This window comes from Pseudomonas sp. GM41(2012), assembly GCF_000282315.2.
Taxonomy (GTDB): domain Bacteria; phylum Pseudomonadota; class Gammaproteobacteria; order Pseudomonadales; family Pseudomonadaceae; genus Aquipseudomonas.
The window spans coordinates 1,137,420-1,158,155 of the sequence record NZ_AKJN02000007.1; the positions used below are offsets into that span (position 1 = coordinate 1,137,420).

Below are 20,736 nucleotides of genomic sequence, written 5' to 3' on the forward strand. Positions count from 1 at the left end.
CTCGGTTGAGACGAAAGATCTTAACCAACCGCTCTTTAACAACTGAATCAAGCAATTCGTGTGGGTGCTTGTGGAGTCAGACTGATAGTCAACAAGATTATCAGCATCACAAGTTACTCCGCGAGAAATCAAAGATGTAACCAACGATTGCTGAGCCAAGTTTAGGGTTTCTTAAAAACCCAAAGATGTTTGAACTGAAGAGTTTGATCATGGCTCAGATTGAACGCTGGCGGCAGGCCTAACACATGCAAGTCGAGCGGCAGCACGGGTACTTGTACCTGGTGGCGAGCGGCGGACGGGTGAGTAATGCCTAGGAATCTGCCTGGTAGTGGGGGATAACGCTCGGAAACGGACGCTAATACCGCATACGTCCTACGGGAGAAAGCAGGGGACCTTCGGGCCTTGCGCTATCAGATGAGCCTAGGTCGGATTAGCTAGTTGGTGAGGTAATGGCTCACCAAGGCGACGATCCGTAACTGGTCTGAGAGGATGATCAGTCACACTGGAACTGAGACACGGTCCAGACTCCTACGGGAGGCAGCAGTGGGGAATATTGGACAATGGGCGAAAGCCTGATCCAGCCATGCCGCGTGTGTGAAGAAGGTCTTCGGATTGTAAAGCACTTTAAGTTGGGAGGAAGGGCGTTAACCTAATACGTTGGTGTCTTGACGTTACCGACAGAATAAGCACCGGCTAACTCTGTGCCAGCAGCCGCGGTAATACAGAGGGTGCAAGCGTTAATCGGAATTACTGGGCGTAAAGCGCGCGTAGGTGGTTTGTTAAGTTGGATGTGAAATCCCCGGGCTCAACCTGGGAACTGCATTCAAAACTGACAAGCTAGAGTATGGTAGAGGGTGGTGGAATTTCCTGTGTAGCGGTGAAATGCGTAGATATAGGAAGGAACACCAGTGGCGAAGGCGACCACCTGGACTGATACTGACACTGAGGTGCGAAAGCGTGGGGAGCAAACAGGATTAGATACCCTGGTAGTCCACGCCGTAAACGATGTCAACTAGCCGTTGGGAGCCTTGAGCTCTTAGTGGCGCAGCTAACGCATTAAGTTGACCGCCTGGGGAGTACGGCCGCAAGGTTAAAACTCAAATGAATTGACGGGGGCCCGCACAAGCGGTGGAGCATGTGGTTTAATTCGAAGCAACGCGAAGAACCTTACCAGGCCTTGACATCCAATGAACTTTCCAGAGATGGATTGGTGCCTTCGGGAGCATTGAGACAGGTGCTGCATGGCTGTCGTCAGCTCGTGTCGTGAGATGTTGGGTTAAGTCCCGTAACGAGCGCAACCCTTGTCCTTAGTTACCAGCACGTAATGGTGGGCACTCTAAGGAGACTGCCGGTGACAAACCGGAGGAAGGTGGGGATGACGTCAAGTCATCATGGCCCTTACGGCCTGGGCTACACACGTGCTACAATGGTCGGTACAGAGGGTTGCCAAGCCGCGAGGTGGAGCTAATCCCAGAAAACCGATCGTAGTCCGGATCGCAGTCTGCAACTCGACTGCGTGAAGTCGGAATCGCTAGTAATCGCGAATCAGAATGTCGCGGTGAATACGTTCCCGGGCCTTGTACACACCGCCCGTCACACCATGGGAGTGGGTTGCACCAGAAGTAGCTAGTCTAACCTTCGGGAGGACGGTTACCACGGTGTGATTCATGACTGGGGTGAAGTCGTAACAAGGTAGCCGTAGGGGAACCTGCGGCTGGATCACCTCCTTAATCGACGACATCAGCTGCTCCATAAGCTCCCACACGAATTGCTTGATTCATTGAAGAAGACGATAAAAGAAGCAGCCCGAAATTGGGTCTGTAGCTCAGTTGGTTAGAGCGCACCCCTGATAAGGGTGAGGTCGGCAGTTCGAATCTGCCCAGACCCACCAATTTTGTGTGGGAACCTGTAGAAATACGGGGCCATAGCTCAGCTGGGAGAGCGCCTGCCTTGCACGCAGGAGGTCAACGGTTCGATCCCGTTTGGCTCCACCACTACTGCTTCTGTTTGTTGAAAGCTTAGAAATGAGCATTCCATCGTGATGATGGTGAATGTTGATTTCTAGTCTTTGGCTAGATCGTTCTTTAAAAATTTGGGTATGTGATAGAAAGATAGACTGAACGTTACTTTCACTGGTAACGGATCAGGCTAAGGTAAAATTTGTGAGTTGCTCTTAATTGAGTATTATCGAATTTTCGGCGAATGTCGTCTTCACAGTATAACCAGATTGCTTGGGGTTATATGGTCAAGTGAAGAAGCGCATACGGTGGATGCCTTGGCAGTCAGAGGCGATGAAAGACGTGGTAGCCTGCGAAAAGCTTCGGGGAGTCGGCAAACAGACTTTGATCCGGAGATGTCTGAATGGGGGAACCCAGCCATCATAAGATGGTTATCTTAAGCTGAATACATAGGCTTAAGAGGCGAACCAGGGGAACTGAAACATCTAAGTACCCTGAGGAAAAGAAATCAACCGAGATTCCCTTAGTAGTGGCGAGCGAACGGGGACTAGCCCTTAAGTGGCTTTGAGATTAGCGGAACGCTCTGGAAAGTGCGGCCATAGTGGGTGATAGCCCTGTACGCGAAAATCTCTTAGTCATGAAATCGAGTAGGACGGAGCACGAGAAACTTTGTCTGAATATGGGGGGACCATCCTCCAAGGCTAAATACTACTGACTGACCGATAGTGAACTAGTACCGTGAGGGAAAGGCGAAAAGAACCCCGGAGAGGGGAGTGAAATAGATCCTGAAACCGTATGCGTACAAGCAGTGGGAGCCCACTTTGTTGGGTGACTGCGTACCTTTTGTATAATGGGTCAGCGACTTATTTTCAGTGGCGAGCTTAACCGAATAGGGGAGGCGTAGCGAAAGCGAGTCTTAATAGGGCGTCTAGTCGCTGGGAATAGACCCGAAACCGGGCGATCTATCCATGGGCAGGTTGAAGGTTGGGTAACACTAACTGGAGGACCGAACCGACTACCGTTGAAAAGTTAGCGGATGACCTGTGGATCGGAGTGAAAGGCTAATCAAGCTCGGAGATAGCTGGTTCTCCTCGAAAGCTATTTAGGTAGCGCCTCATGTATCACTGTAGGGGGTAGAGCACTGTTTCGGCTAGGGGGTCATCCCGACTTACCAAACCGATGCAAACTCCGAATACCTACAAGTGCCGAGCATGGGAGACACACGGCGGGTGCTAACGTCCGTCGTGAAAAGGGAAACAACCCAGACCGTCAGCTAAGGTCCCAAAGTTATGGTTAAGTGGGAAACGATGTGGGAAGGCTTAGACAGCTAGGAGGTTGGCTTAGAAGCAGCCACCCTTTAAAGAAAGCGTAATAGCTCACTAGTCGAGTCGGCCTGCGCGGAAGATGTAACGGGGCTCAAACCATACACCGAAGCTACGGGTATCACTTAGGTGATGCGGTAGAGGAGCGTTCTGTAAGCCTGTGAAGGTGAGTTGAGAAGCTTGCTGGAGGTATCAGAAGTGCGAATGCTGACATGAGTAACGACAATGGGTGTGAAAAACACCCACGCCGAAAGACCAAGGTTTCCTGCGCAACGTTAATCGACGCAGGGTTAGTCGGTCCCTAAGGCGAGGCTGAAAAGCGTAGTCGATGGAAAACAGGTTAATATTCCTGTACTTCTGGTTATTGCGATGGAGGGACGGAGAAGGCTAGGCCAGCTTGGCGTTGGTTGTCCAAGTTTAAGGTGGTAGGCTGGAATCTTAGGTAAATCCGGGATTCTAAGGCCGAGAGCTGATGACGAGTTACCCTCTGGGTGACGAAGTGGTTGATGCCATGCTTCCAAGAAAAGCTTCTAAGCTTCAGGTAACCAGGAACCGTACCCCAAACCGACACAGGTGGTTGGGTAGAGAATACCAAGGCGCTTGAGAGAACTCGGGTGAAGGAACTAGGCAAAATGGCACCGTAACTTCGGGAGAAGGTGCGCCGGTGAGGGTGAAGCATTTACTGCGTAAGCCCATGCCGGTCGAAGATACCAGGCCGCTGCGACTGTTTATTAAAAACACAGCACTCTGCAAACACGAAAGTGGACGTATAGGGTGTGACGCCTGCCCGGTGCCGGAAGGTTAATTGATGGGGTTAGCTAACGCGAAGCTCTTGATCGAAGCCCCGGTAAACGGCGGCCGTAACTATAACGGTCCTAAGGTAGCGAAATTCCTTGTCGGGTAAGTTCCGACCTGCACGAATGGCGTAACGATGGCGGCGCTGTCTCCACCCGAGACTCAGTGAAATTGAAATCGCTGTGAAGATGCAGTGTATCCGCGGCTAGACGGAAAGACCCCGTGAACCTTTACTATAGCTTTGCACTGGACTTTGAATTTGCTTGTGTAGGATAGGTGGGAGGCTTTGAAGCGTGGACGCCAGTTCGCGTGGAGCCAACCTTGAAATACCACCCTGGCAACTTTGAGGTTCTAACTCAGGTCCGTTATCCGGATCGAGGACAGTGTATGGTGGGTAGTTTGACTGGGGCGGTCTCCTCCTAAAGAGTAACGGAGGAGTACGAAGGTGCGCTCAGACCGGTCGGAAATCGGTCGTAGAGTATAAAGGCAAAAGCGCGCTTGACTGCGAGACAGACACGTCGAGCAGGTACGAAAGTAGGTCTTAGTGATCCGGTGGTTCTGTATGGAAGGGCCATCGCTCAACGGATAAAAGGTACTCCGGGGATAACAGGCTGATACCGCCCAAGAGTTCATATCGACGGCGGTGTTTGGCACCTCGATGTCGGCTCATCACATCCTGGGGCTGAAGCCGGTCCCAAGGGTATGGCTGTTCGCCATTTAAAGTGGTACGCGAGCTGGGTTTAGAACGTCGTGAGACAGTTCGGTCCCTATCTGCCGTGGACGTTTGAGATTTGAGAGGGGCTGCTCCTAGTACGAGAGGACCGGAGTGGACGAACCTCTGGTGTTCCGGTTGTCACGCCAGTGGCATTGCCGGGTAGCTATGTTCGGAATAGATAACCGCTGAAAGCATCTAAGCGGGAAACTAGCCTCAAGATGAGATCTCACTGGGACCTTGAGTCCCCTGAAGGGCCGTCGAAGACTACGACGTTGATAGGTTGGGTGTGTAAGCGCTGTGAGGCGTTGAGCTAACCAATACTAATTGCCCGTGAGGCTTGACCATATAACACCCAAGCAATTTGACTACTCGAAAGAGCATCAGATTGCGGTGTGTGAAGACGAAATGAACCGAAAGTTCGAATCTCACAAAACACCGAAAGCTGTCACATACCCAATTTGCTGAAGCGAAGCCAGCTGGCTACGACTCAGTACCCGAATTTCTTGACGACCATAGAGCATTGGAACCACCTGATCCCATCCCGAACTCAGCAGTGAAACGATGCATCGCCGATGGTAGTGTGGGGTTTCCCCATGTGAGAGTAGGTCATCGTCAAGATTAAATTCCGAAACCCCTATCTGCGTATGCAGGTAGGGGTTTTGTTTTGCCCGCAGGAAAGTGGCTTTCAGTTAAAGCACAAATTTGCACAGTTATTTTCGATCCATGACACTAGAATAGGTCCAACTTTTTCGGAGCCAGAGCCTTTATGCCAGATCCGGTTGACGCCCCAGGGCTGTCAGAATTACCGCTGGACGACTTGGTAGCGTGTCATGAGTGCGACTTGCTGATGCGCAAGCCCGAACTCGCCCATGGCGAGAAAGCCCTCTGTCCGCGCTGCGGCTACGAGCTCTACGCTCATCGGCATAACGTCATACAGCGCAGTCTCGCCTTGGTGCTCGCCGCTCTGTTGTTGTATATCCCGGCGAACTTTTTACCCATCATGCAACTCCATCTACTCGGGCAGTCATCGCACGACACCGTCTGGAGCGGCGTTGTTGGCCTGTTCGATACCGGAATGCAAGGCGTCGCAGTCGTGGTGTTTCTCTGCAGCATGGGAATCCCGCTGCTCAAGTTGCTTTGCCAACTGGTTGTACTGCTGAGTATTCGTTTTGATATTGGACGCAGTTACGGCCTGTTGCTCTACCGCATTTATCACCATTTACGCGATTGGGGGATGCTCGAGGTCTACCTCATGGGCGTATTGGTGGCGATCGTCAAACTGGCAGATATGGCAGCAATTACCGTCGGGTTTGGCCTGGCGTGCTTTATCGGCTTGTTGTTGGTTCAGGTCTGGTTGGAGGTTGTGATGTCGCCCCATCAGATCTGGCAGGCTTTATCAGGAGAGGATGCCCATGCGGGCGATTGATGCAGGCATTCTGATTTGCGCTGAATGTCATGAATTGAACAAGCAGGAAGCCGACACCGACGAGCAGGTCTGCACCCGTTGCGGTGCGCTGGTTCACGCCCGTCGCCCGAACAGTGTGATGCGTACCTGGGCGTTGCTGGTGACCGCCGCGGTGCTCTACATCCCGGCCAACGTGTTGCCGATCATGACCGTCAGTTCACTGGGGCAGGGCGATCCCAGCACCATCATGTCCGGTGTGATCCAGCTGGTTCAACACGGCATGATCCCCATCGCCGCCGTGGTTTTTATCGCCAGCATTCTGGTACCAACGTTCAAATTGGTGGGCATCGCGCTGCTGCTGTTTTCCGTGCAGCGCCGCCAACCCCTGTCAGCTCGCCAACGCATTTGGATGTACCGCTTTATTGAGTTCATTGGCCGCTGGTCAATGCTCGATATTTTTGTGATCGCCATCCTGGTGGCGGTTGTGAATTTCGGACGGCTTGCCAGCGTCGAAGCCAATCTTGGCGCCATCGCTTTCGCCAGCGTGGTGATTCTGACAATGCTTGCCGCAGTAACTTTCGATCCCCGACTGATTTGGGATAACACGGAGTCGGACGACGACCATGACTGATTTGCCTACAGCAAAAACCCGACCGGCCTCGAACTGGTCAGCTATTTGGGTGTTGCCCCTGATCGCCCTGATCATCGGCGGCTGGCTCGGCTGGCGTGCCTACAACGAGACCGGTATCGAAATTCAGGTGCGTTTCGAAAGTGGTGAAGGCATTCAGGCCAACAAGACCGAAGTCGTTTACAAAGGCATGTCGGTGGGTAAGGTAAAGACCCTCAAACTCGATGACGAAGGCAACACCAGAGGCGTAATCGCTACCGTCGAGATGAACAAGGACGTTGAGCCGTACCTGCGGACCAGCACCCGTTTCTGGCTGGTCAAGCCGAGCGTGACGCTGGCCGGCATCACTGGCCTGGAGACGCTGGTCTCGGGTAACTACGTGGCGGTAAGCCCGGGCGAGGGTGAGCCGACTCGCAAGTTCAAAGCCTTGGCCGAAGAGCCACCGCTGTCGGACGCCCAGCCCGGTCTACACCTGACCATCAAGGCTGATCGTCTCGGTTCACTCAATCGCGGCAGCCCGGTGTTCTATAAGCAGATCAAGGTCGGCCAGATCAAAAGTTATCTGCTGTCCGAAGACCAAAGCACTGTCGAACTCAAAGTTTTCATCGAGCCCACCTACGCCAAACTGGTACGCAAACACACGCGTTTCTGGAACGCCAGCGGCATCAGCATCGACGCCAACCTGTCGGGTGTGAAGGTGCGCAGCGAGTCCCTGGCGAGCATTGTCGCCGGCGGTATCGCGTTTGCCACACCGGAGAACCGCAAGGACAGCCCGCCCACCGACCCGAGTCTACCGTTTCGTCTCTACGAAGATTTCGATGCAGCCGCCGCCGGTATTCGGGTCAAGGTCAAACTCAGCGACTTCGAAGGCATGCAGGCGGGTCGCACACCGGTGATGTACAAAGGCATCCAGGTCGGCAATCTGAAAGCACTCAAGATCGATCCTGATCTATCCAGTGCCACCGCCGAATTGACCCTCGATCCTCTGGCTGAAGATTACCTGGTCGAAGGCACCCAGTTCTGGGTGGTCAAACCGTCGATCTCGCTTGCCGGTATCACCGGGCTCGAAGCGTTGGTCAAAGGTAACTACATCGCCGTGCGTCCTGGAGACAAAGGCGCCGCACCGCAGCGCGAGTTTGTGGCTCGGCCGAAGGCACCGCCGCTCGACTTGCGTGCGCCAGGATTGCACTTGGTGCTGTTCACCGAAAACCTCGGTTCACTGGAGGTCGGCAGCCCGATTCTCTACAAACAGGTCAAGGTCGGTTCGGTCCAGAGCTATCAGTTCTCACGCACCAAAAAGCAGTTGGTGATTGGTGTGCATATCGAGAAGGAATACGAAGGGCTGGTCAACGCCTCGACACGGTTCTGGAATGCCAGTGGCATCACGCTCACGGGTGGACTGACGGGGGGGATCCAGGTCAAAAGTGAGTCGCTGCAAAGCCTGATGGCTGGCGGTATTGCCTTCGAAACCCCGGAAGCCAAGGCGCCGTTGCAGAAGCGGATTCCGCGTTTCCGTTTGTTTACCAGTCATGATGAGGCGACGCAAAAAGGCGCCGTGGTCACGATCAGGGTTGATCGCGCCGATGGTTTGCGCAGCGGCACACCGATTCGGTTCAAAGGCCTGGATGTCGGCAAGATTGAAGACGTCGACCTCAGCGATGACCTGCAATCGGTGCTGCTGACTGCACGAATCACAGAAGTGCCGGAGCGTATCGCTCGGGTCGGCAGTCAGTTCTGGGTGGTCAAACCTGAACTGGGTCTGATCAAGACATCCAACCTCGAAACGCTGGTCACTGGCCAATACATCGAAGTGCAACCCGCCGCGAAAAACCTCGGCCCGCAGAAGAACTTCGTGGCCCTGGCCAATCCGCCGGAAGACTCTAAACAAGAGGCGGGATTGAGTCTGGTATTGAGCGCTGCCCGCCGTGGTTCGCTGAAAACAGGTGTGCCGGTCACTTATCGCGAAATCACCGTGGGCAAGGTGACAGGCTATGAACTCGGCCAGACGGCGGATCGTGTGTTGGTGCACATCCTTATCGAGCCGAAGTACGCGCCGTTAGTGCGCAGTGGTACGCGTTTCTGGAACTCGAGTGGTTTTGGCTTTGATTACGGTTTGTTCAAAGGGGCGACGATGCGTACCGAATCGCTGGAGACGTTGATTCAGGGCGGTATCGCTTTCGCCACGCCGGACGGCGAGCGCATGGGCAGTCCGGCGCGAGCTGAGCAAACGTTCCCGCTGTTCGATAAGTTCGAAGATGAATGGCTGACCTGGGCGCCGAAGATTTCAATCGGCAAGTAAGCCCAAAACAGCAGGCATGAAAAAGGCCGCGATCCATTGGATCGCGGCCTTTTTCGTCTCTAACGGTTCAAATCAGACCGCATCCAGCTCCGGCTCGTCCGCTTCAACATTAGCGGCAGCCTTCACCTCATCGTGACGACGAATGTACTTCCAGTCCGCCTCGTCGATGTAGATCCCATTCGGCCCGCTGCCACCTTCCAGGTCGATGGCGACACTGGCGCAGACCTGCGGCTTCACACTCGCCAGGATCGGTACGAAGCCCAGTTGCAGACTGGTTTCCAGCAGCGCTGCCTGGTTCTTCTCGTCAATGTCCGCTGCCTCGTCGAGGTAGTACGGCAGGCGCACGCGACCGGCCTGGTCGCGGTCCATCAAGTGCAGCAACAAGTACATGTTGGTCAGCGCCTTGATGGTCATCGTGGTGCCGTTGGATGCCGCGCCGTCGATGTCGGTGTGGATCACCGGCTGGCCGTTGACCTTGGTGATCTCGAACGCGAGCTCGAACAGGTCCTTGAGGCCGAGTTGATTGTGGTTAGCCGCCACCAGCCGCGCCAGGTATTCCTTGGCTTCCTCGTTCTTGTTGTCCTGATCGGCGCTTTGGCTCAGGTCGAAGACCGAAAGGGTTTCACCTTCTTCGTACTGGCCGGCGCTGTGGATGATCTGGTCGATGTGCTTGAGCGCTTCCTTGTTTGGCGCCAGGACAATACGGAAGCTTTGCAGGTTGGAGACCTGACGCTTGTTGATCTCGCGGTTGAACAGCGCCAGTTGATGCTCAAGGCTGTCGTAGTCGCTGCGGATGTTGCGCAGGGTCCGGGCGATGTCGGTGACGGCCGCACGGCGGGCCTTGCCAAGGGTCAGGGCTTCGTCGGTGCGGTGTGCGTAAGCGTTGATCAGCAGTTGCAGGCGGCGCTCCATGTCGTCTTCGCTGTCGAACTTGGCCACACCCTTGAGGCGGACCTGAGCGTACAGCGCCTCGATCTGACCATCGCTGCGCTGCAAACCCTGCCAGCTGTCCTGATAGTCATTGAGCAGCGGCAGCAGGTTGTCCATGGAATCGTCGATCGGTTCCATGAACGGTGTACCGAACGGCAGATCTGCGGGCAGCAGCTGACGGCGGCGCAGGGCGTCGTCGAGGGTGCGTTGCTTGGCTTCCATGTCGCCGATCTGTCGGCCGACCAATTGCAGTTTGGCCGACAGTTGCTGGACGCGTTCGGTGAAGGCGTCGCTGGAGCGTTTCAATTCCTCCTGAGCGGCTTCCATCTGTGCCAATTGCTCAAGCTTGTCGTCTTCCTCGGCGCTCAGGGTTTGCGCGCGGCGGAAGTCTTCCAGCGCTTTCTGCGCATCCAGCACTTGCTGGTACAGCGCTTCGGTCTGGGTCTTGCTCGCGGCGCGGTCGGCGGCCACGGCAGCTTGAGTTTTCAGTTGCTTGAGTTCTTTGTCCAGACGCTCTTTCTGATCGCGTAATGCCGCGCGGTCAGCCAAGGCTTGCAGGGCCGGCGGCTCGATGTGCGAGATGTCGATGGACAGGCCCGGTACTTCGAAGCGCTCGCCTTTGAAGCCATCGAGAATCAGCTCCATGGATTTGACCCACTGACCGTCCTCGTCCAGCGTAATACCGTGCTCACCCAGCGGCAGGCTGAACAACGCGCTATTGAACAAACGCATCAGGCGCTCGACATCCTGTTGCGAGAATTCCTCGCGCAGACGGGCGTAGCTGTTGTTGTCGGCGTGATCGAGTTGCTGTTTGACCGACTTCAGGCGTTTTTCCAGATCGCGCAGGCGTTCTTCCAGGTCTTCGGCAGAGAACTGCCGCGACTGCGCCAGCGCACCGGCCAGTTCATCGTGCGCGTCCTTGGCCGCGAGCAGTTGCTGCTCCAGGACTTTGACGTCATCGACCAGCGCGAAGCGATGCTTGAGCACCGACAACTCGCCGAGCCAGCGCTGGATGCCGGTAATTTCCCGCTCCAGACGCATCAGCTCTTGAGTGCCGCCACGCTGATCGTTTTGCAGCGCGTCCTGTTCGTTGCGGTAGTGCTCGGCCTGAATCGTCAGCTCTTCCTTGCGCGCACTGGCGTAGTCCGACCAGGTGCCGAGCAGGGAATCGAGCAGCGGGGAGATCCGGTGCAGTTTGCCGCGCAGGATATTGCGCTGGGTCACGCCCGCCGCAAGGGCTTCGACCAACGGGCCGGCGGTGACCAGCGAGTTGTAGTCCTGCTCCATGCGTCGTACATCGCGGAACGCTTCTTCGCACGCGGCGATGTAGTCGACGCTACCGGAACGCAGGCTGTGTTCGAACGCATCGAGAAACAGCTGCTTGAGCTTGGCCGCGGTGATTTCGCGCATGTGCAGCAGGTTGATGAACAGTGCGCGGAACGTCTTCAGGCTCTGCTCGCTGGTGGAACGCAGCGGGATCAGCGTCAGGTCCAGCGGAATCGAGGTGTGACCGCCCACCAGCAAACGACGCAGTTCATCCGGTTTGAGTTCGTAGGCTTTCAGGCCTTCGCGCTCAAGGTTGGTGAACAATTCTTTCTGACGCAGGCAGGTGTCGTTTTTCTGGTAATGGGCCAGATCCAGTTTGCCGGCGTAGGCAAAGAACTGGTGACCGAAACCACCGCCCGGGCCGCGACCGACCACACCAATCACATGTGGACCGTGGGGCAGCGAGACTTCGACCAGGATGTAACTGGTGTCCGAGGCGAAGTAGAAACGCCGGGATTGTTCCAGGCTGTACTTGCCGAAACTCATGTCCGACATGCGCGCCAGGATCGGGAACTGCAAGGCGTTGATCGACGCGGATTTACCGAGGTTGTTCGCGCCGTAAACCGACAATGGTTCTTCCAGCGGGAACAGGCCGAGGCTGTAACCGGCGGTGTTCAAAAGGGCAAAGCGGCGAATGCCGTAGCGTTCCTTGCTCATGCGTCGGTCTCCTGTTCTTCGGCGATGGCGCGGGCCATGGCGTCTTCTTCGCTTTCTTCAGCGAAGTCGCTGAGATCGAGCGGGTCATCGGTTTCCAAAAGTTTTTCGTCGCTGTCGTCATCGATCAGCACGGGCACCGGCAATGGCAACACGCTGTGCAGGCTTGCGGCCAAGTCACGATCCTGCTGGACCGACAGGCAGACATCGAGGAAACGGTGCATCGGCGGCAGGAAACGGTAGATGCCGTTCTCTTCACCGGCAAAACCGAGCTGAGTCATGCGGCGCATGATTTTTTCTTCGAGTTCTTCGACGGTCTGCACTTCGGCCTGGATAAACAGGTCGCGGTATTTCTCCAGCAGCGATGGCAACTCGTCGCGGCCGAGGCTGCCACCGTCGAGTACGGCGACCGGGTCACGGCCCTGATCGGCCAGATGTTCGACGAGGATGAAGGTGAACAGCGCCAGACGTTGCGCGGTCTTGTTCACCGCTGCCGCCGCGAGGTCCGGGACGAAGTAGTAGAAACCACGGGTGTCGCAGACCAGTTCAAAGCCCAGCGCCTTGAACAGCGTGCGGTACTGGTCCTGGAAATTCGACAGTTGCGCGTACAGCTCCGGGTCGCGGCGGCTGACGTGGTAGCCCTTGAACAGCTCGCGAAAGATCGGCGCCAGCTGGGACAGTTCGTTTAGATCAAGATGCATGTGGGATGCTCGCAGAATCCTCGGCGGCGGTGTCGCGGGCCGAGAGCAGGGCGAAGGAGCGCAGGCTGACCTGATGCTCGTGAGTGTGGTAATCGCGGCGTTCCAGACGCTCGCGTGTGAAGCGCTTTTCCCGCGACAGGCGCGAGAACCAATAAAGCAATTCGTCGGTAGCGCCGTCCGGTTCCTGCTCCAGCAACCAGGTCATCAGGTCCGGCATCGGCAGGGCGTCTTCGCAACGTTCGAGCATTTCCCGAACCGTGCGTGGCGCGCGCGGCGCTTCGCCTTTCTGCGTTTTGTGGGCCTTGGGGAAGCGCGCCGGTTTCGGCTCGAAACGCGCCAGGGCATAAACGTAGGCTTCGACCTGACTGGCGCTGCCGAGGAAGGTGCTTTGCGGGCGGGTGAACATTGGCATCGCCGCTTGTGGCACCGCATCGATGCCTTTGCGACGAATGGCCGACAAGGCCAGCGCCGCGCCACGGGTCACGGCGTTGTGTCGACGGGCTTCTTCACGCAGCGGCAGCAACAGCTCGCGGGCATGACGCAGCGTCAGCTGGGCGCTGGTCTGCATTTCGAGGATGCGCGCGTGGGTGCGCAGCAGCATGTCGTCATCGACCAGATGGCCGAGGCGCTGCTGCTCGGTGAGCATCTTCAGCAGCACGTTCTCGACCTTGCGCACGCCTTGTTCGAAGGCGCCGTCGGCGTTCACCAACTGAATCATCGGCTCGACGTATTCGTCCCAGGTCGCCAGTACTTCAGCGTAACGCTGACGCAGGGGAATCTGCCGGTCGCTGGTCTTGGCGCGCTCGGCGACAGCCACCAGGGCCTGTTCGTCGTTGGCGAGTTTCTTCAGTACGTCCCGTACGCGCATGTCGAGCAGGCGCAACTGGCGGGCCAGGTCGTGGCCGTCGCGGATGTCGAAGGCGTCCTGGATATAACCGGCCAGACGCTCGAGATGGCGCAGATAGGCTTCGATCTCCAGGCACAGGCCCAGACGGTGCTCACGGCGCAGGTAGGCGAGGAAGTCGTGGATCTGCGCATTGAGCTCGAAACGGTTCGGGCTTTTCGCCACGGGAACCAGAATGTCGAGGCGGATCCACACGTCCAGCAGGCTGGTGATGTCCTGCGGCGTACTGTCGAGTTGCTGGGCGGCCAACTGTGAACGCAATTCGTTGAGGCTCAGGGTGCCTTGGTCGAAGTGCTCGCACAGTGGCTCCAGAAGTGCCCAGTGTTCAGCGAGGGCGCGCAAGACGCGCTTGGGTTCGATCATCGGAATGGCCGGCTGGTTGGCGATTAAAAGTCGCGATTGTACTGCATCACGCCCGTTGCGATTCACTCTCGGGACGGACAGTTGGCTTTCTATCGATCAAGCGTGGGCGATCTTGAGCGAAGGGCGGTAGAATCACCGCACTTTAGTTATCCACAAGTGGCCGACCTTTGCTTATCGAGTCCCGTCGTCGCGCTTATTTGACCGCCATGCAGGTGGTCAACTGGCTGCCGCGCACCGAATTGCCCTTTGCTGCGCCCTCGCGCCCTGAGTTGCTGGAGATGCCCGAGCCGTTGGTCGTCGCGCCGGTTGCTCCGGTTGCGCCCGTGCCTGTGGCTGATTCGCCCGTGGAACCGCTGGTCAAACCGGCCGAACGGGTGAAAATCGAGGTACCACGGCCATCGTTGGCCAGCACGCGCACGAATGCCAAGGTTGAAGAAGAGGCCGCTCCGGTTGTGGCCAGGGCGCCTGTCGTGCCGCCACCGCGTTTCGCCCTGCAATTGCTGCGGGCCGGGCGTTGCCTGCTGCTGGTGGAGTTACCCACAGGCGAATCGTTCCAGACCCGCGACCCTGCCTATCTGTTGCTCAAAGATATGCTGCGCGCCGCCGGTCTGCCGGACAGCCCGCAGATCGTCGGCGAGCCGGTGCGTTGGCCGCTGTTGTCTCGGGGCACCATGGATCAAGGCCCGGAAGCGGCTCGCGACTTCGTGCAAGGTTTTCTCTCGGCCCGGCTGGAAGACGCACCGTGCGTCTGCGTGTGGCTGATCGGCCTGCCGGCGGTGCGTTTCGCCGGTGAGGCGAACGCCGAATCCTTCAACCGTGAACTCCAGGTCGAAGGCCTGGGCTCGGTCTGGGCCCTGCCGGGTCTGGAATTATTAATGGAAGAGCCACAGCGTAAGGCTGATGTCTGGCAAGCCATGCGTCGGCTGATGGCGCGCTGGAAAGAATCGAATGAGTGACGCTGTATCGTTCCGCCCGATGACCGAGGCGGACCTGGACGCTGTACTGAAAATCGAATACGCGGCTTACAGCCATCCCTGGACTCGCGGGATTTTTCTCGATGGGCTGGGTAAATATCAGATATGGCTGATGTTTGAAGGCCAGCAGCAGGTCGGTCACGGGGTGGTGCAGATCATCCTTGATGAAGCGCATCTGCTGAACATCACCGTCAAACCGGAAAACCAGGGCCGTGGCCTGGGTTTGACGTTGCTGGAGCATTTGATGTCCCGGGCGTATGACGCCAAGGCGCGGGAGTGTTTTCTGGAAGTGCGCGACAGCAACCGTGGCGCGTTCAAGTTGTATGAGCGTTATGGGTTTAACGAGATCGGTCGGCGGCGCGATTATTACCCGGCAGTGGGTGGGCGTGAAGATGCCGTTGTAATGGCCTGCACCCTCGTCGACTGAGCCTTAAAAGCATCGCGGGCAAGCCATGCTCCTACAGGTTTGGTGCCAAACACAGAATGTGTGATCGACATGAATCCTGTAGGAGCATGCGGTGCGGCGATCCGACTTGCCCGCGATGGCGTACTGTCAGGCGCCACAGATCAACGATTACCGTCCATCGGATCCCGCCGCGCCAGTTCCTCTTCATCCAGCCCATTCCCCCCGCCAATATCGTCTTCATCGACAATGCTCAAATCCCAATCGGCCTGGCCACCTTCACCCGCTTCGTGAGCGTCCCGTGCGCCGTCTTCACGGATCAGGGTTTCCGGGCTCATGTCGTCGTCGGTGGGCTCATGGTCATCGGTCGAGGCCCCGGTCATGCCGGCTTCACGTACGCGTTCGCGAGGCATCAGGCGTTCACGCTCTGATTGCGTCAGCTCGTCGCCGATTTTGGCACTGGGTTCTTCCTCGTCGAAATCCAGCTCATGCATCGAACCCATGCGGTCTTCGTTGTCATCGATGGGCTCGGGTTGCACCGCATCGTACGGACGTCGTGATTCAGTCATGGTAATTCCTCATACTGTAGGCCTTACTACGGTGGACCCCCTGGGCTGCTGAGAATTCCTCCGGCATGGAAAACCGGGTATCTGCATCTGGTGCGTGACCCCGACAGAGGGTTGTCTGTCATAGAAGCGCATCATTCTCGAGGCTTCATTGCATGAACGAATTACAAGATCTGATTGATAACAACGAGCGCTGGGCTGACGCGATCACCAAAGAAGATCCTGATTTCTTCGCCAAGCTGGCCCGTCAGCAAACCCCGGAATACCTGTGGATCGGTTGCTCCGACGCCCGGGTGCCGGCGAACGAGATCGTCGGCATGCTGCCCGGCGATCTGTTTGTACACCGCAATGTGGCCAACGTAGTGCTGCACACCGACCTCAACTGCCTGTCGGTGATTCAGTACGCGGTCGACGTGCTGAAGGTCAAACACATCCTCGTTACCGGCCACTATGGCTGCGGCGGCGTGCGCGCCTCAATGCAGGACCGTCAGCTGGGCCTGATCGACGGCTGGCTGCGCTCGATTCGCGATCTCTATTATGAAAAACGCGAAGAGCTCGCCAAATTGCCCACTGAAGAAGAGCGGGTCGACCGTCTCTGCGAATACAACGTGATCCAGCAAGTGGCCAACGTCGGGCACACCAGCATTGTGCAAAACGCCTGGCACCGCGGGCAAAGCCTGTCGGTTCACGGCTGCATCTATGGCATCAAGGACGGTCGCTGGAAAAGCCTGAACGCCACCATCAGCGGTTTCGAGCAATTGCCGCCGCAATACCGTCTGCGTCCGGTCGAGGCGTTGTAACGCCCTTCAGCATAGACTTCGCCGGCGCCAGTGTTGCAGAAACAACTGGCCGTCGGCGTTCGGCGGTTCATCGTAGCCGGTGATCCAGCCACGGCAGTCGAACGAGCCACACTGGCAGGCGAACTGACGCATGAGTTTGTCTTCGGTGGTGGCGTAGTCCATCGTCAGTCGATCGCCTTTTTTGATGTCCTTCAGCGCCCACAACCACAGCTCGCTCATGTCGAGAAATACGTTTGGGTCGCAGGAGTGTCGCAGCAGCCCGCAGAAGCGCGGGTCGTAGACATGAATGTCACGGGCCAGTTGCCGGGTATGCCGACAGCGATAAGGCAGCAGGTGCCCCGACGCCCGACAAATTCGGCTGATGCGTGGAAAGTCCCGGAGTACTGCGACGGCTGCCGCGGATCCGTGGCTGTTGTCGATAATCTCGAAGTCGGCCCTGGAGGGGAATCCAAGGCGAACGGGCAGCTCCGCAAATGGATAAATCCCATCGGGAGGTTGTGCAAGCGTCTCGTGCGGGGCGTGGGTTTTCATAACGATCCTTGTTGGCTTGGGTGCTGCGACCTCCATCAGCTAACGATCCTGTCAGCTCTGCAACACATGGGTGCGATTCAAGCCTCTCGCAAATGAAACGGCGGGTCTACTGTCAGTTATGACAGTAGACCCGCCGTTCATCGTTTTACAGGGGCGAGGCAGGGATCGCAGTCGCGGGTAACGGGGCTTTCAGCTGTTTGAGCTGAGATTTGATCGGTGCCGTCGCGCACTTGGCCACGGCGTTTTCGGGTGTCAGGTTGCGAATCGAGGTGTAGAACAGCTCGCAGGTTTTTTCTGCCTGGGCCACTTGCCAGTTTTGGGTGCAACTTCTCAGTTCAATGTCGGGATTAGTGTCCGGTTGGCGGCCCATGGCGGCCTGCCAGCACGCGGCACTCAAATCCTGCCCCATGACTTTAAGGCCAGCCGCGTCGGCCTTGGCCTGGGCATCTTTGCCGGTATAGCTTTCCGGGTCGGCGGCATACCAAATGTAGCTTGGGTGGTTGGAACCCAGCACTGGCACTTTCACCCCGTCGCTCGGACTGATGCTGACCAGGCTCAGTACGTTCACGGTCGGCCCGTATTGCTGCTTGATCCAGTTACGCACCGGCGCGCCAAAGGCGACCATCGGCAACGCCGCACCGCTGGCGTTCTGGCTGAGTTGCTTGACCATCGTGGTCTGGTAGTCCTTGAAGTAGTCGTAGACGCCTTCCAGATCCTTGCCCGCGCTGGACGGCGCGGCAATCGGTGCAATGTCGATGATGGTCTGGTAGCCCGGCGTCTGAGCGGCAGGAATGCCGTTGACAGTCAGCAGCGTAGCCCAGCGATCGGTGGTGGCGGATCGCAGGTAATCCTGAGCCTGGGTCAACGAATAGTCAGGTGGGAAGTGCAGCAGTTCAACGCTTTTGCGGTTTTCCAGAGCCATGCCCAGTGGCAGGAACAGATACCAGCTGTAAGCCCACTTGCCATCGGCATTCAGCTTGCTGGCGCCGGTATAGGCCAGATCACCGGCATCGAGCAACGCCGCCAACGGTTTTTCATAGCCATGGGGCACGCCGCTGATTTCGGCGTAGAGCTGATTGTTATCGGTTTTGACCAGCACTTTCGCGGTGCTGTAACCATCGCGCTGCACGCTTTGAGTCAGGTAATGCTCGACTGTTTGCTCCAGCGTCCAGTTGCGAAAGCAGATCACGTTGCAGTTGTTGGGGTAAGCGAACAGGCGGGTGACGCGTTCTGTACTGCCCAGCTTCAGGTCGACATCGGCATGGGCGGCGGCGCTCAGGGTGAGGGCCGCGAGGGTGAATCCTGCGAGTTTGAACATGCTCAGATCCTTTTCAGCGTGGTCCCGTTAATTGGGGTACGCGCCATACTGGATCAGCGGCGTTACACAGAACAGTGGTTGCGTGTAGTTTTTTTGCGTAGAGCCTGCGGTATGGATGCCAGGAACTCTCGGTTATGGAGCCCGGCCCGGGCTTGATGTCTATGGGCCGGACGGAGGTTGAAGCGTTACAACAGCTTTAGTGCCAGATGAGTACCGGCGCGCAAGTACTCGACCTGTGCAAATACGGCATCCTTGACGATGGCCTCTCCTGTATCGGTCAGTTTGGCTTTTTTGGCATCAATGATGGACGTTTGCGTTAATTGCATGACTACGTCCATCGCTTTTTGAAGGGCGGTCAAATTGTTGTGCTGGCCGAACTCGCGGACGACAGCGTCCATACGACGATCTGCATCATCACGCAGCTTTTTGTATTCAACGACTGAAACCCTACCGTCCTGGTAAATCTCGTTGATCATCTCTTCCAGCGTTTTCGATATTAAAGACATGTGTTTTTTCATCCTTGGTCAGTGCTGTCTTGCTTTGAAAAGTGTGTGAGCCGTCGGAGTTTACTCAGCGATTTATAGGTTGGAGATAAGAACTCTCCGGGTTTTATGTCAGGCGCAATCGAGCCTGTTTGTAGGATAAATCCAGGCCTTTGTTTCATGCTCAAGCAGGGTGAACTGATTGCACCTGCCCGCAGCAGGTGCAATCACTGACGTGTTACGGCATGACCGGTGCCGTATACATCAGCGTCGTCCCTAACGCCCACAGCAGAAACAGCACCAGCGGCGTGTGCACCAGCAGTTGCACGAACGAAAACCCGATCAAGTCCCGCGCCTTCAACCCGAGCACACCCAGCAGCGGCAGCATGTAGAACGGGTTGATCAGGTTCGGCAGGGCTTCGGCGGCGTTGTAGATCTGCACGGCCCAGCCCAGGTGGTAGTTCAGGTCGGTGGCCACTTGCATGACGTACGGCGCTTCGATGATCCATTTGCCCCCGCCGGACGGGATGAAGAAACCGAGGATCGCCGAGTACACGCCCATCAGCAGCGCGTAGGTGTCATGGGACGCGATTTGTACGAAAAAGGTCGAGATGTGGTGAGCCAGCGTCTGAGCGTCAGTCCCTTTGACGGTAGTCATCAGCGCGGCGATCGAGCCGTACAGCGGGAACTGAATCAGTACGCCCGTGGTGGTCGGTACCGCGCGGGACACAGCGTCAAGGAAGCTGCGCGGGCGCCAGTGCAGCAGGGCACCGAGCATGATGAACAGGAAGTTGTAGGTGTTCAGCCCGGAAATCGCACTGATCGCCGGTTTGGTCGAGAACTCGTGGAACAGCCATCCGGCCGCCAGCAGCACCAGCAAAATCGTCAGCAGCGGGCTGTGCTCCAGCCATTCGCCGGGTCGGGTGCGCGGTTGCAACGGCGGCAGGTTAAAGCTCGGATCGATGCCGCAGGCTTTGGCATCACGTGCCGAGTTCGGGCCGGGTGCGGTGGCGTAGGCAATGACCAGCGAGATCACGATCAGCGCCAGCAACATCACCCCGGACTGCCAGAGAAAGATCGTTTGCGTGAAAGGAATCACCCCGGTGATCGACAGAATCGACGGCGGCAGGCTGGCCGGGTTGGCCTGCAATTGCGCAGCGGACGAGGAAAGGCCCAAGGCCCATACCGCGCCGAGACCCAGATAGGCGGCAGCACCGGCAGCGCGGTAATCCATTTTCAGATCGGTACGGCGGGCGAGGGCGCGCACCAGCAAACCGCCAAACACCAGCGACAGCCCCCAGTTCAGCAGCGAAGCGACCATGGAGATCAACGCAACCCAGGCCACGGCCGAGCGGCCGTTTTTCGGGATTCGCGCCAGCCGGTCGATCAGTTTCACCGCCGGCGGAGAGCTGGCAACCACATAACCGCCGATCACCACGAAAGCCATCTGCATGGTGAACGGGATCAGGCTCCAGAAGCCGTCACCGAAGGCCATGGCGGCGTCAGTGGGTTTGGCGCCCATGAACAGGGTGGCCACGGCGACGATAATCACCGCCAGTGCGGCAAACACCCAGGAGTCAGGGAACCAGCGTTCGGCAAAACTTGAGCAGCGCAGGGCAAAGCGGGCGGAGCGGGTATCTTCGATATCAGCGGCCACGGGTG

General features: G+C 57.2%; 14 protein-coding genes, 2 tRNA genes and 3 rRNA genes. 11 read left to right on the plus strand and 8 right to left on the minus strand.

The genetic code is table 11. The annotated features are described in order from the left end of the window. Nucleotides 1-191 precede the first annotated feature (191 nt). The 8 genes from PMI27_RS0229620 to PMI27_RS09350 all read left to right on the plus strand — a co-directional run bounded on the left by PMI27_RS0229620 (nt 192) and on the right by PMI27_RS09350 (nt 9,122). A 16S ribosomal RNA gene (locus PMI27_RS0229620) occupies nt 192-1,730 on the plus strand. 84 nt (nt 1,731-1,814) lie between these two features. Continuing rightward, a tRNA-Ile gene (locus PMI27_RS0229625) sits at nt 1,815-1,891 on the plus strand. A gap of 27 nt (nt 1,892-1,918) precedes the next feature. Further along, nucleotides 1,919-1,994 (plus strand) — tRNA-Ala (locus tag PMI27_RS0229630). Nucleotides 1,995-2,243: 249 nt separating this feature from the next. Beyond that, nucleotides 2,244-5,135: ribosomal RNA gene (locus PMI27_RS0229635) — 23S ribosomal RNA — on the plus strand. Nucleotides 5,136-5,292: 157 nt separating this feature from the next. Beyond that, a 5S ribosomal RNA gene (gene rrf / locus PMI27_RS0229640) occupies nt 5,293-5,408 on the plus strand. Together the 16S, 23S and 5S rRNA genes with 2 tRNA genes alongside form the textbook arrangement of a ribosomal RNA operon. Before the next feature lie 148 nt (nt 5,409-5,556). After that, on the plus strand, nt 5,557-6,216 hold the full coding sequence (locus tag PMI27_RS09360; RefSeq protein WP_008145543.1) for a paraquat-inducible protein A: 660 nt from the start codon (nt 5,557-5,559) through the stop codon (nt 6,214-6,216). Next, nucleotides 6,203-6,826, plus strand: a complete 624-nt coding sequence (locus PMI27_RS09355) for a paraquat-inducible protein A (RefSeq protein WP_008145542.1) — start codon at nt 6,203-6,205, stop codon at nt 6,824-6,826. The genes PMI27_RS09360 and PMI27_RS09355 overlap by 14 nt, the downstream gene beginning before the upstream one ends. After that, on the plus strand, nt 6,819-9,122 hold the full coding sequence (locus PMI27_RS09350) for a PqiB family protein (protein WP_008145541.1): 2,304 nt from the start codon (nt 6,819-6,821) through the stop codon (nt 9,120-9,122). The genes PMI27_RS09355 and PMI27_RS09350 overlap by 8 nt, the downstream gene beginning before the upstream one ends. Nucleotides 9,123-9,194: 72 nt before the next feature. Here PMI27_RS09350 and mksF read toward each other — a convergent pair whose 3' ends face one another. Genes mksF through mksB form a run of 3 tightly spaced genes read right to left on the minus strand, consistent with a single transcriptional unit; the run spans nt 9,195 to nt 14,000 of the window. After that, nucleotides 9,195-12,035: an Mks condensin complex protein MksF gene (mksF, locus tag PMI27_RS09345; RefSeq protein WP_008145539.1), complete on the minus strand. Its 2,841-nt coding sequence runs from the start codon at nt 12,033-12,035 to the stop codon at nt 9,195-9,197. Beyond that, complete coding sequence (gene mksE, locus PMI27_RS09340) at nt 12,032-12,733, minus strand: Mks condensin complex protein MksE (protein ID WP_008145537.1); 702 nt, start codon at nt 12,731-12,733, stop codon at nt 12,032-12,034. The genes mksF and mksE overlap by 4 nt, the downstream gene beginning before the upstream one ends. Next, nucleotides 12,723-14,000: an Mks condensin complex protein MksB gene (gene mksB / locus PMI27_RS09335; RefSeq protein ID WP_008145536.1), complete on the minus strand. Its 1,278-nt coding sequence runs from the start codon at nt 13,998-14,000 to the stop codon at nt 12,723-12,725. Before mksB ends, mksE begins: the two co-directional genes overlap by 11 nt. Nucleotides 14,001-14,206: 206 nt before the next feature. Here mksB and PMI27_RS09330 point away from each other — a divergent pair, with 206 nt between their 5' ends. Together PMI27_RS09330 and rimI are read left to right on the plus strand one after the other, a co-directional pair. Then, complete coding sequence (locus PMI27_RS09330) at nt 14,207-14,956, plus strand: hypothetical protein (RefSeq protein ID WP_008145535.1); 750 nt, start codon at nt 14,207-14,209, stop codon at nt 14,954-14,956. Further along, the gene (gene rimI, locus PMI27_RS09325) at nt 14,949-15,401 is read left to right on the plus strand and encodes a ribosomal protein S18-alanine N-acetyltransferase (RefSeq protein ID WP_008145534.1); all 453 of its coding nucleotides are present in this window, start codon (nt 14,949-14,951) and stop codon (nt 15,399-15,401) included. Before PMI27_RS09330 ends, rimI begins: the two co-directional genes overlap by 8 nt. A 140-nt stretch (nt 15,402-15,541) precedes the next feature. Here rimI and PMI27_RS09320 read toward each other — a convergent pair whose 3' ends face one another. After that, complete coding sequence (locus PMI27_RS09320; protein ID WP_008145532.1) at nt 15,542-15,946, minus strand: hypothetical protein; 405 nt, start codon at nt 15,944-15,946, stop codon at nt 15,542-15,544. A gap of 152 nt (nt 15,947-16,098) precedes the next feature. Here PMI27_RS09320 and can point away from each other — a divergent pair, with 152 nt between their 5' ends. Further along, on the plus strand, nt 16,099-16,743 hold the full coding sequence (gene can / locus PMI27_RS09315; RefSeq protein WP_008145531.1) for a carbonate dehydratase: 645 nt from the start codon (nt 16,099-16,101) through the stop codon (nt 16,741-16,743). 6 nt (nt 16,744-16,749) lie between these two features. Here can and PMI27_RS09310 read toward each other — a convergent pair whose 3' ends face one another. The 4 genes from PMI27_RS09310 to PMI27_RS09295 form a co-directional block, all read right to left on the minus strand. Continuing rightward, the gene (locus PMI27_RS09310; protein ID WP_024164585.1) at nt 16,750-17,274 is read right to left on the minus strand and encodes an SET domain-containing protein-lysine N-methyltransferase; all 525 of its coding nucleotides are present in this window, start codon (nt 17,272-17,274) and stop codon (nt 16,750-16,752) included. A 145-nt stretch (nt 17,275-17,419) separates the two neighbouring features. Continuing rightward, on the minus strand, nt 17,420-18,592 hold the full coding sequence (locus PMI27_RS09305) for a hypothetical protein (protein WP_008153467.1): 1,173 nt from the start codon (nt 18,590-18,592) through the stop codon (nt 17,420-17,422). A 185-nt stretch (nt 18,593-18,777) separates the two neighbouring features. Continuing rightward, nucleotides 18,778-19,098 carry a hypothetical protein gene (locus PMI27_RS09300; RefSeq protein WP_008153466.1) on the minus strand — a complete coding sequence of 107 codons (321 nt, stop codon included), beginning with the start codon at nt 19,096-19,098 and terminating at the stop codon, nt 18,778-18,780. A gap of 214 nt (nt 19,099-19,312) precedes the next feature. Beyond that, nucleotides 19,313-20,731: a short-chain fatty acid transporter gene (locus PMI27_RS09295; RefSeq protein ID WP_008153464.1), complete on the minus strand. Its 1,419-nt coding sequence runs from the start codon at nt 20,729-20,731 to the stop codon at nt 19,313-19,315. Nucleotides 20,732-20,736 lie beyond the last annotated feature (5 nt).

Coding starts and splice junctions, on each gene's coding strand:
- PMI27_RS09360 (WP_008145543.1), top strand. CDS start 5,557: ATGCCAGATCCGGTTGACGCCCCAGGGCTGTCAGAATTACCGCTGGAC.
- PMI27_RS09355 (WP_008145542.1), top strand. CDS start 6,203: ATGCGGGCGATTGATGCAGGCATTCTGATTTGCGCTGAATGTCATGAA.
- PMI27_RS09350 (WP_008145541.1), top strand. CDS start 6,819: ATGACTGATTTGCCTACAGCAAAAACCCGACCGGCCTCGAACTGGTCA.
- mksF (WP_008145539.1), bottom strand. CDS start 12,035: ATGAGCAAGGAACGCTACGGCATTCGCCGCTTTGCCCTTTTGAACACC.
- mksE (WP_008145537.1), bottom strand. CDS start 12,733: ATGCATCTTGATCTAAACGAACTGTCCCAGCTGGCGCCGATCTTTCGC.
- mksB (WP_008145536.1), bottom strand. CDS start 14,000: ATGATCGAACCCAAGCGCGTCTTGCGCGCCCTCGCTGAACACTGGGCA.
- PMI27_RS09330 (WP_008145535.1), top strand. CDS start 14,207: ATGCAGGTGGTCAACTGGCTGCCGCGCACCGAATTGCCCTTTGCTGCG.
- rimI (WP_008145534.1), top strand. CDS start 14,949: ATGAGTGACGCTGTATCGTTCCGCCCGATGACCGAGGCGGACCTGGAC.
- PMI27_RS09320 (WP_008145532.1), bottom strand. CDS start 15,946: ATGACTGAATCACGACGTCCGTACGATGCGGTGCAACCCGAGCCCATC.
- can (WP_008145531.1), top strand. CDS start 16,099: ATGAACGAATTACAAGATCTGATTGATAACAACGAGCGCTGGGCTGAC.
- PMI27_RS09310 (WP_024164585.1), bottom strand. CDS start 17,274: ATGAAAACCCACGCCCCGCACGAGACGCTTGCACAACCTCCCGATGGG.
- PMI27_RS09305 (WP_008153467.1), bottom strand. CDS start 18,592: ATGTTCAAACTCGCAGGATTCACCCTCGCGGCCCTCACCCTGAGCGCC.
- PMI27_RS09300 (WP_008153466.1), bottom strand. CDS start 19,098: ATGTCTTTAATATCGAAAACGCTGGAAGAGATGATCAACGAGATTTAC.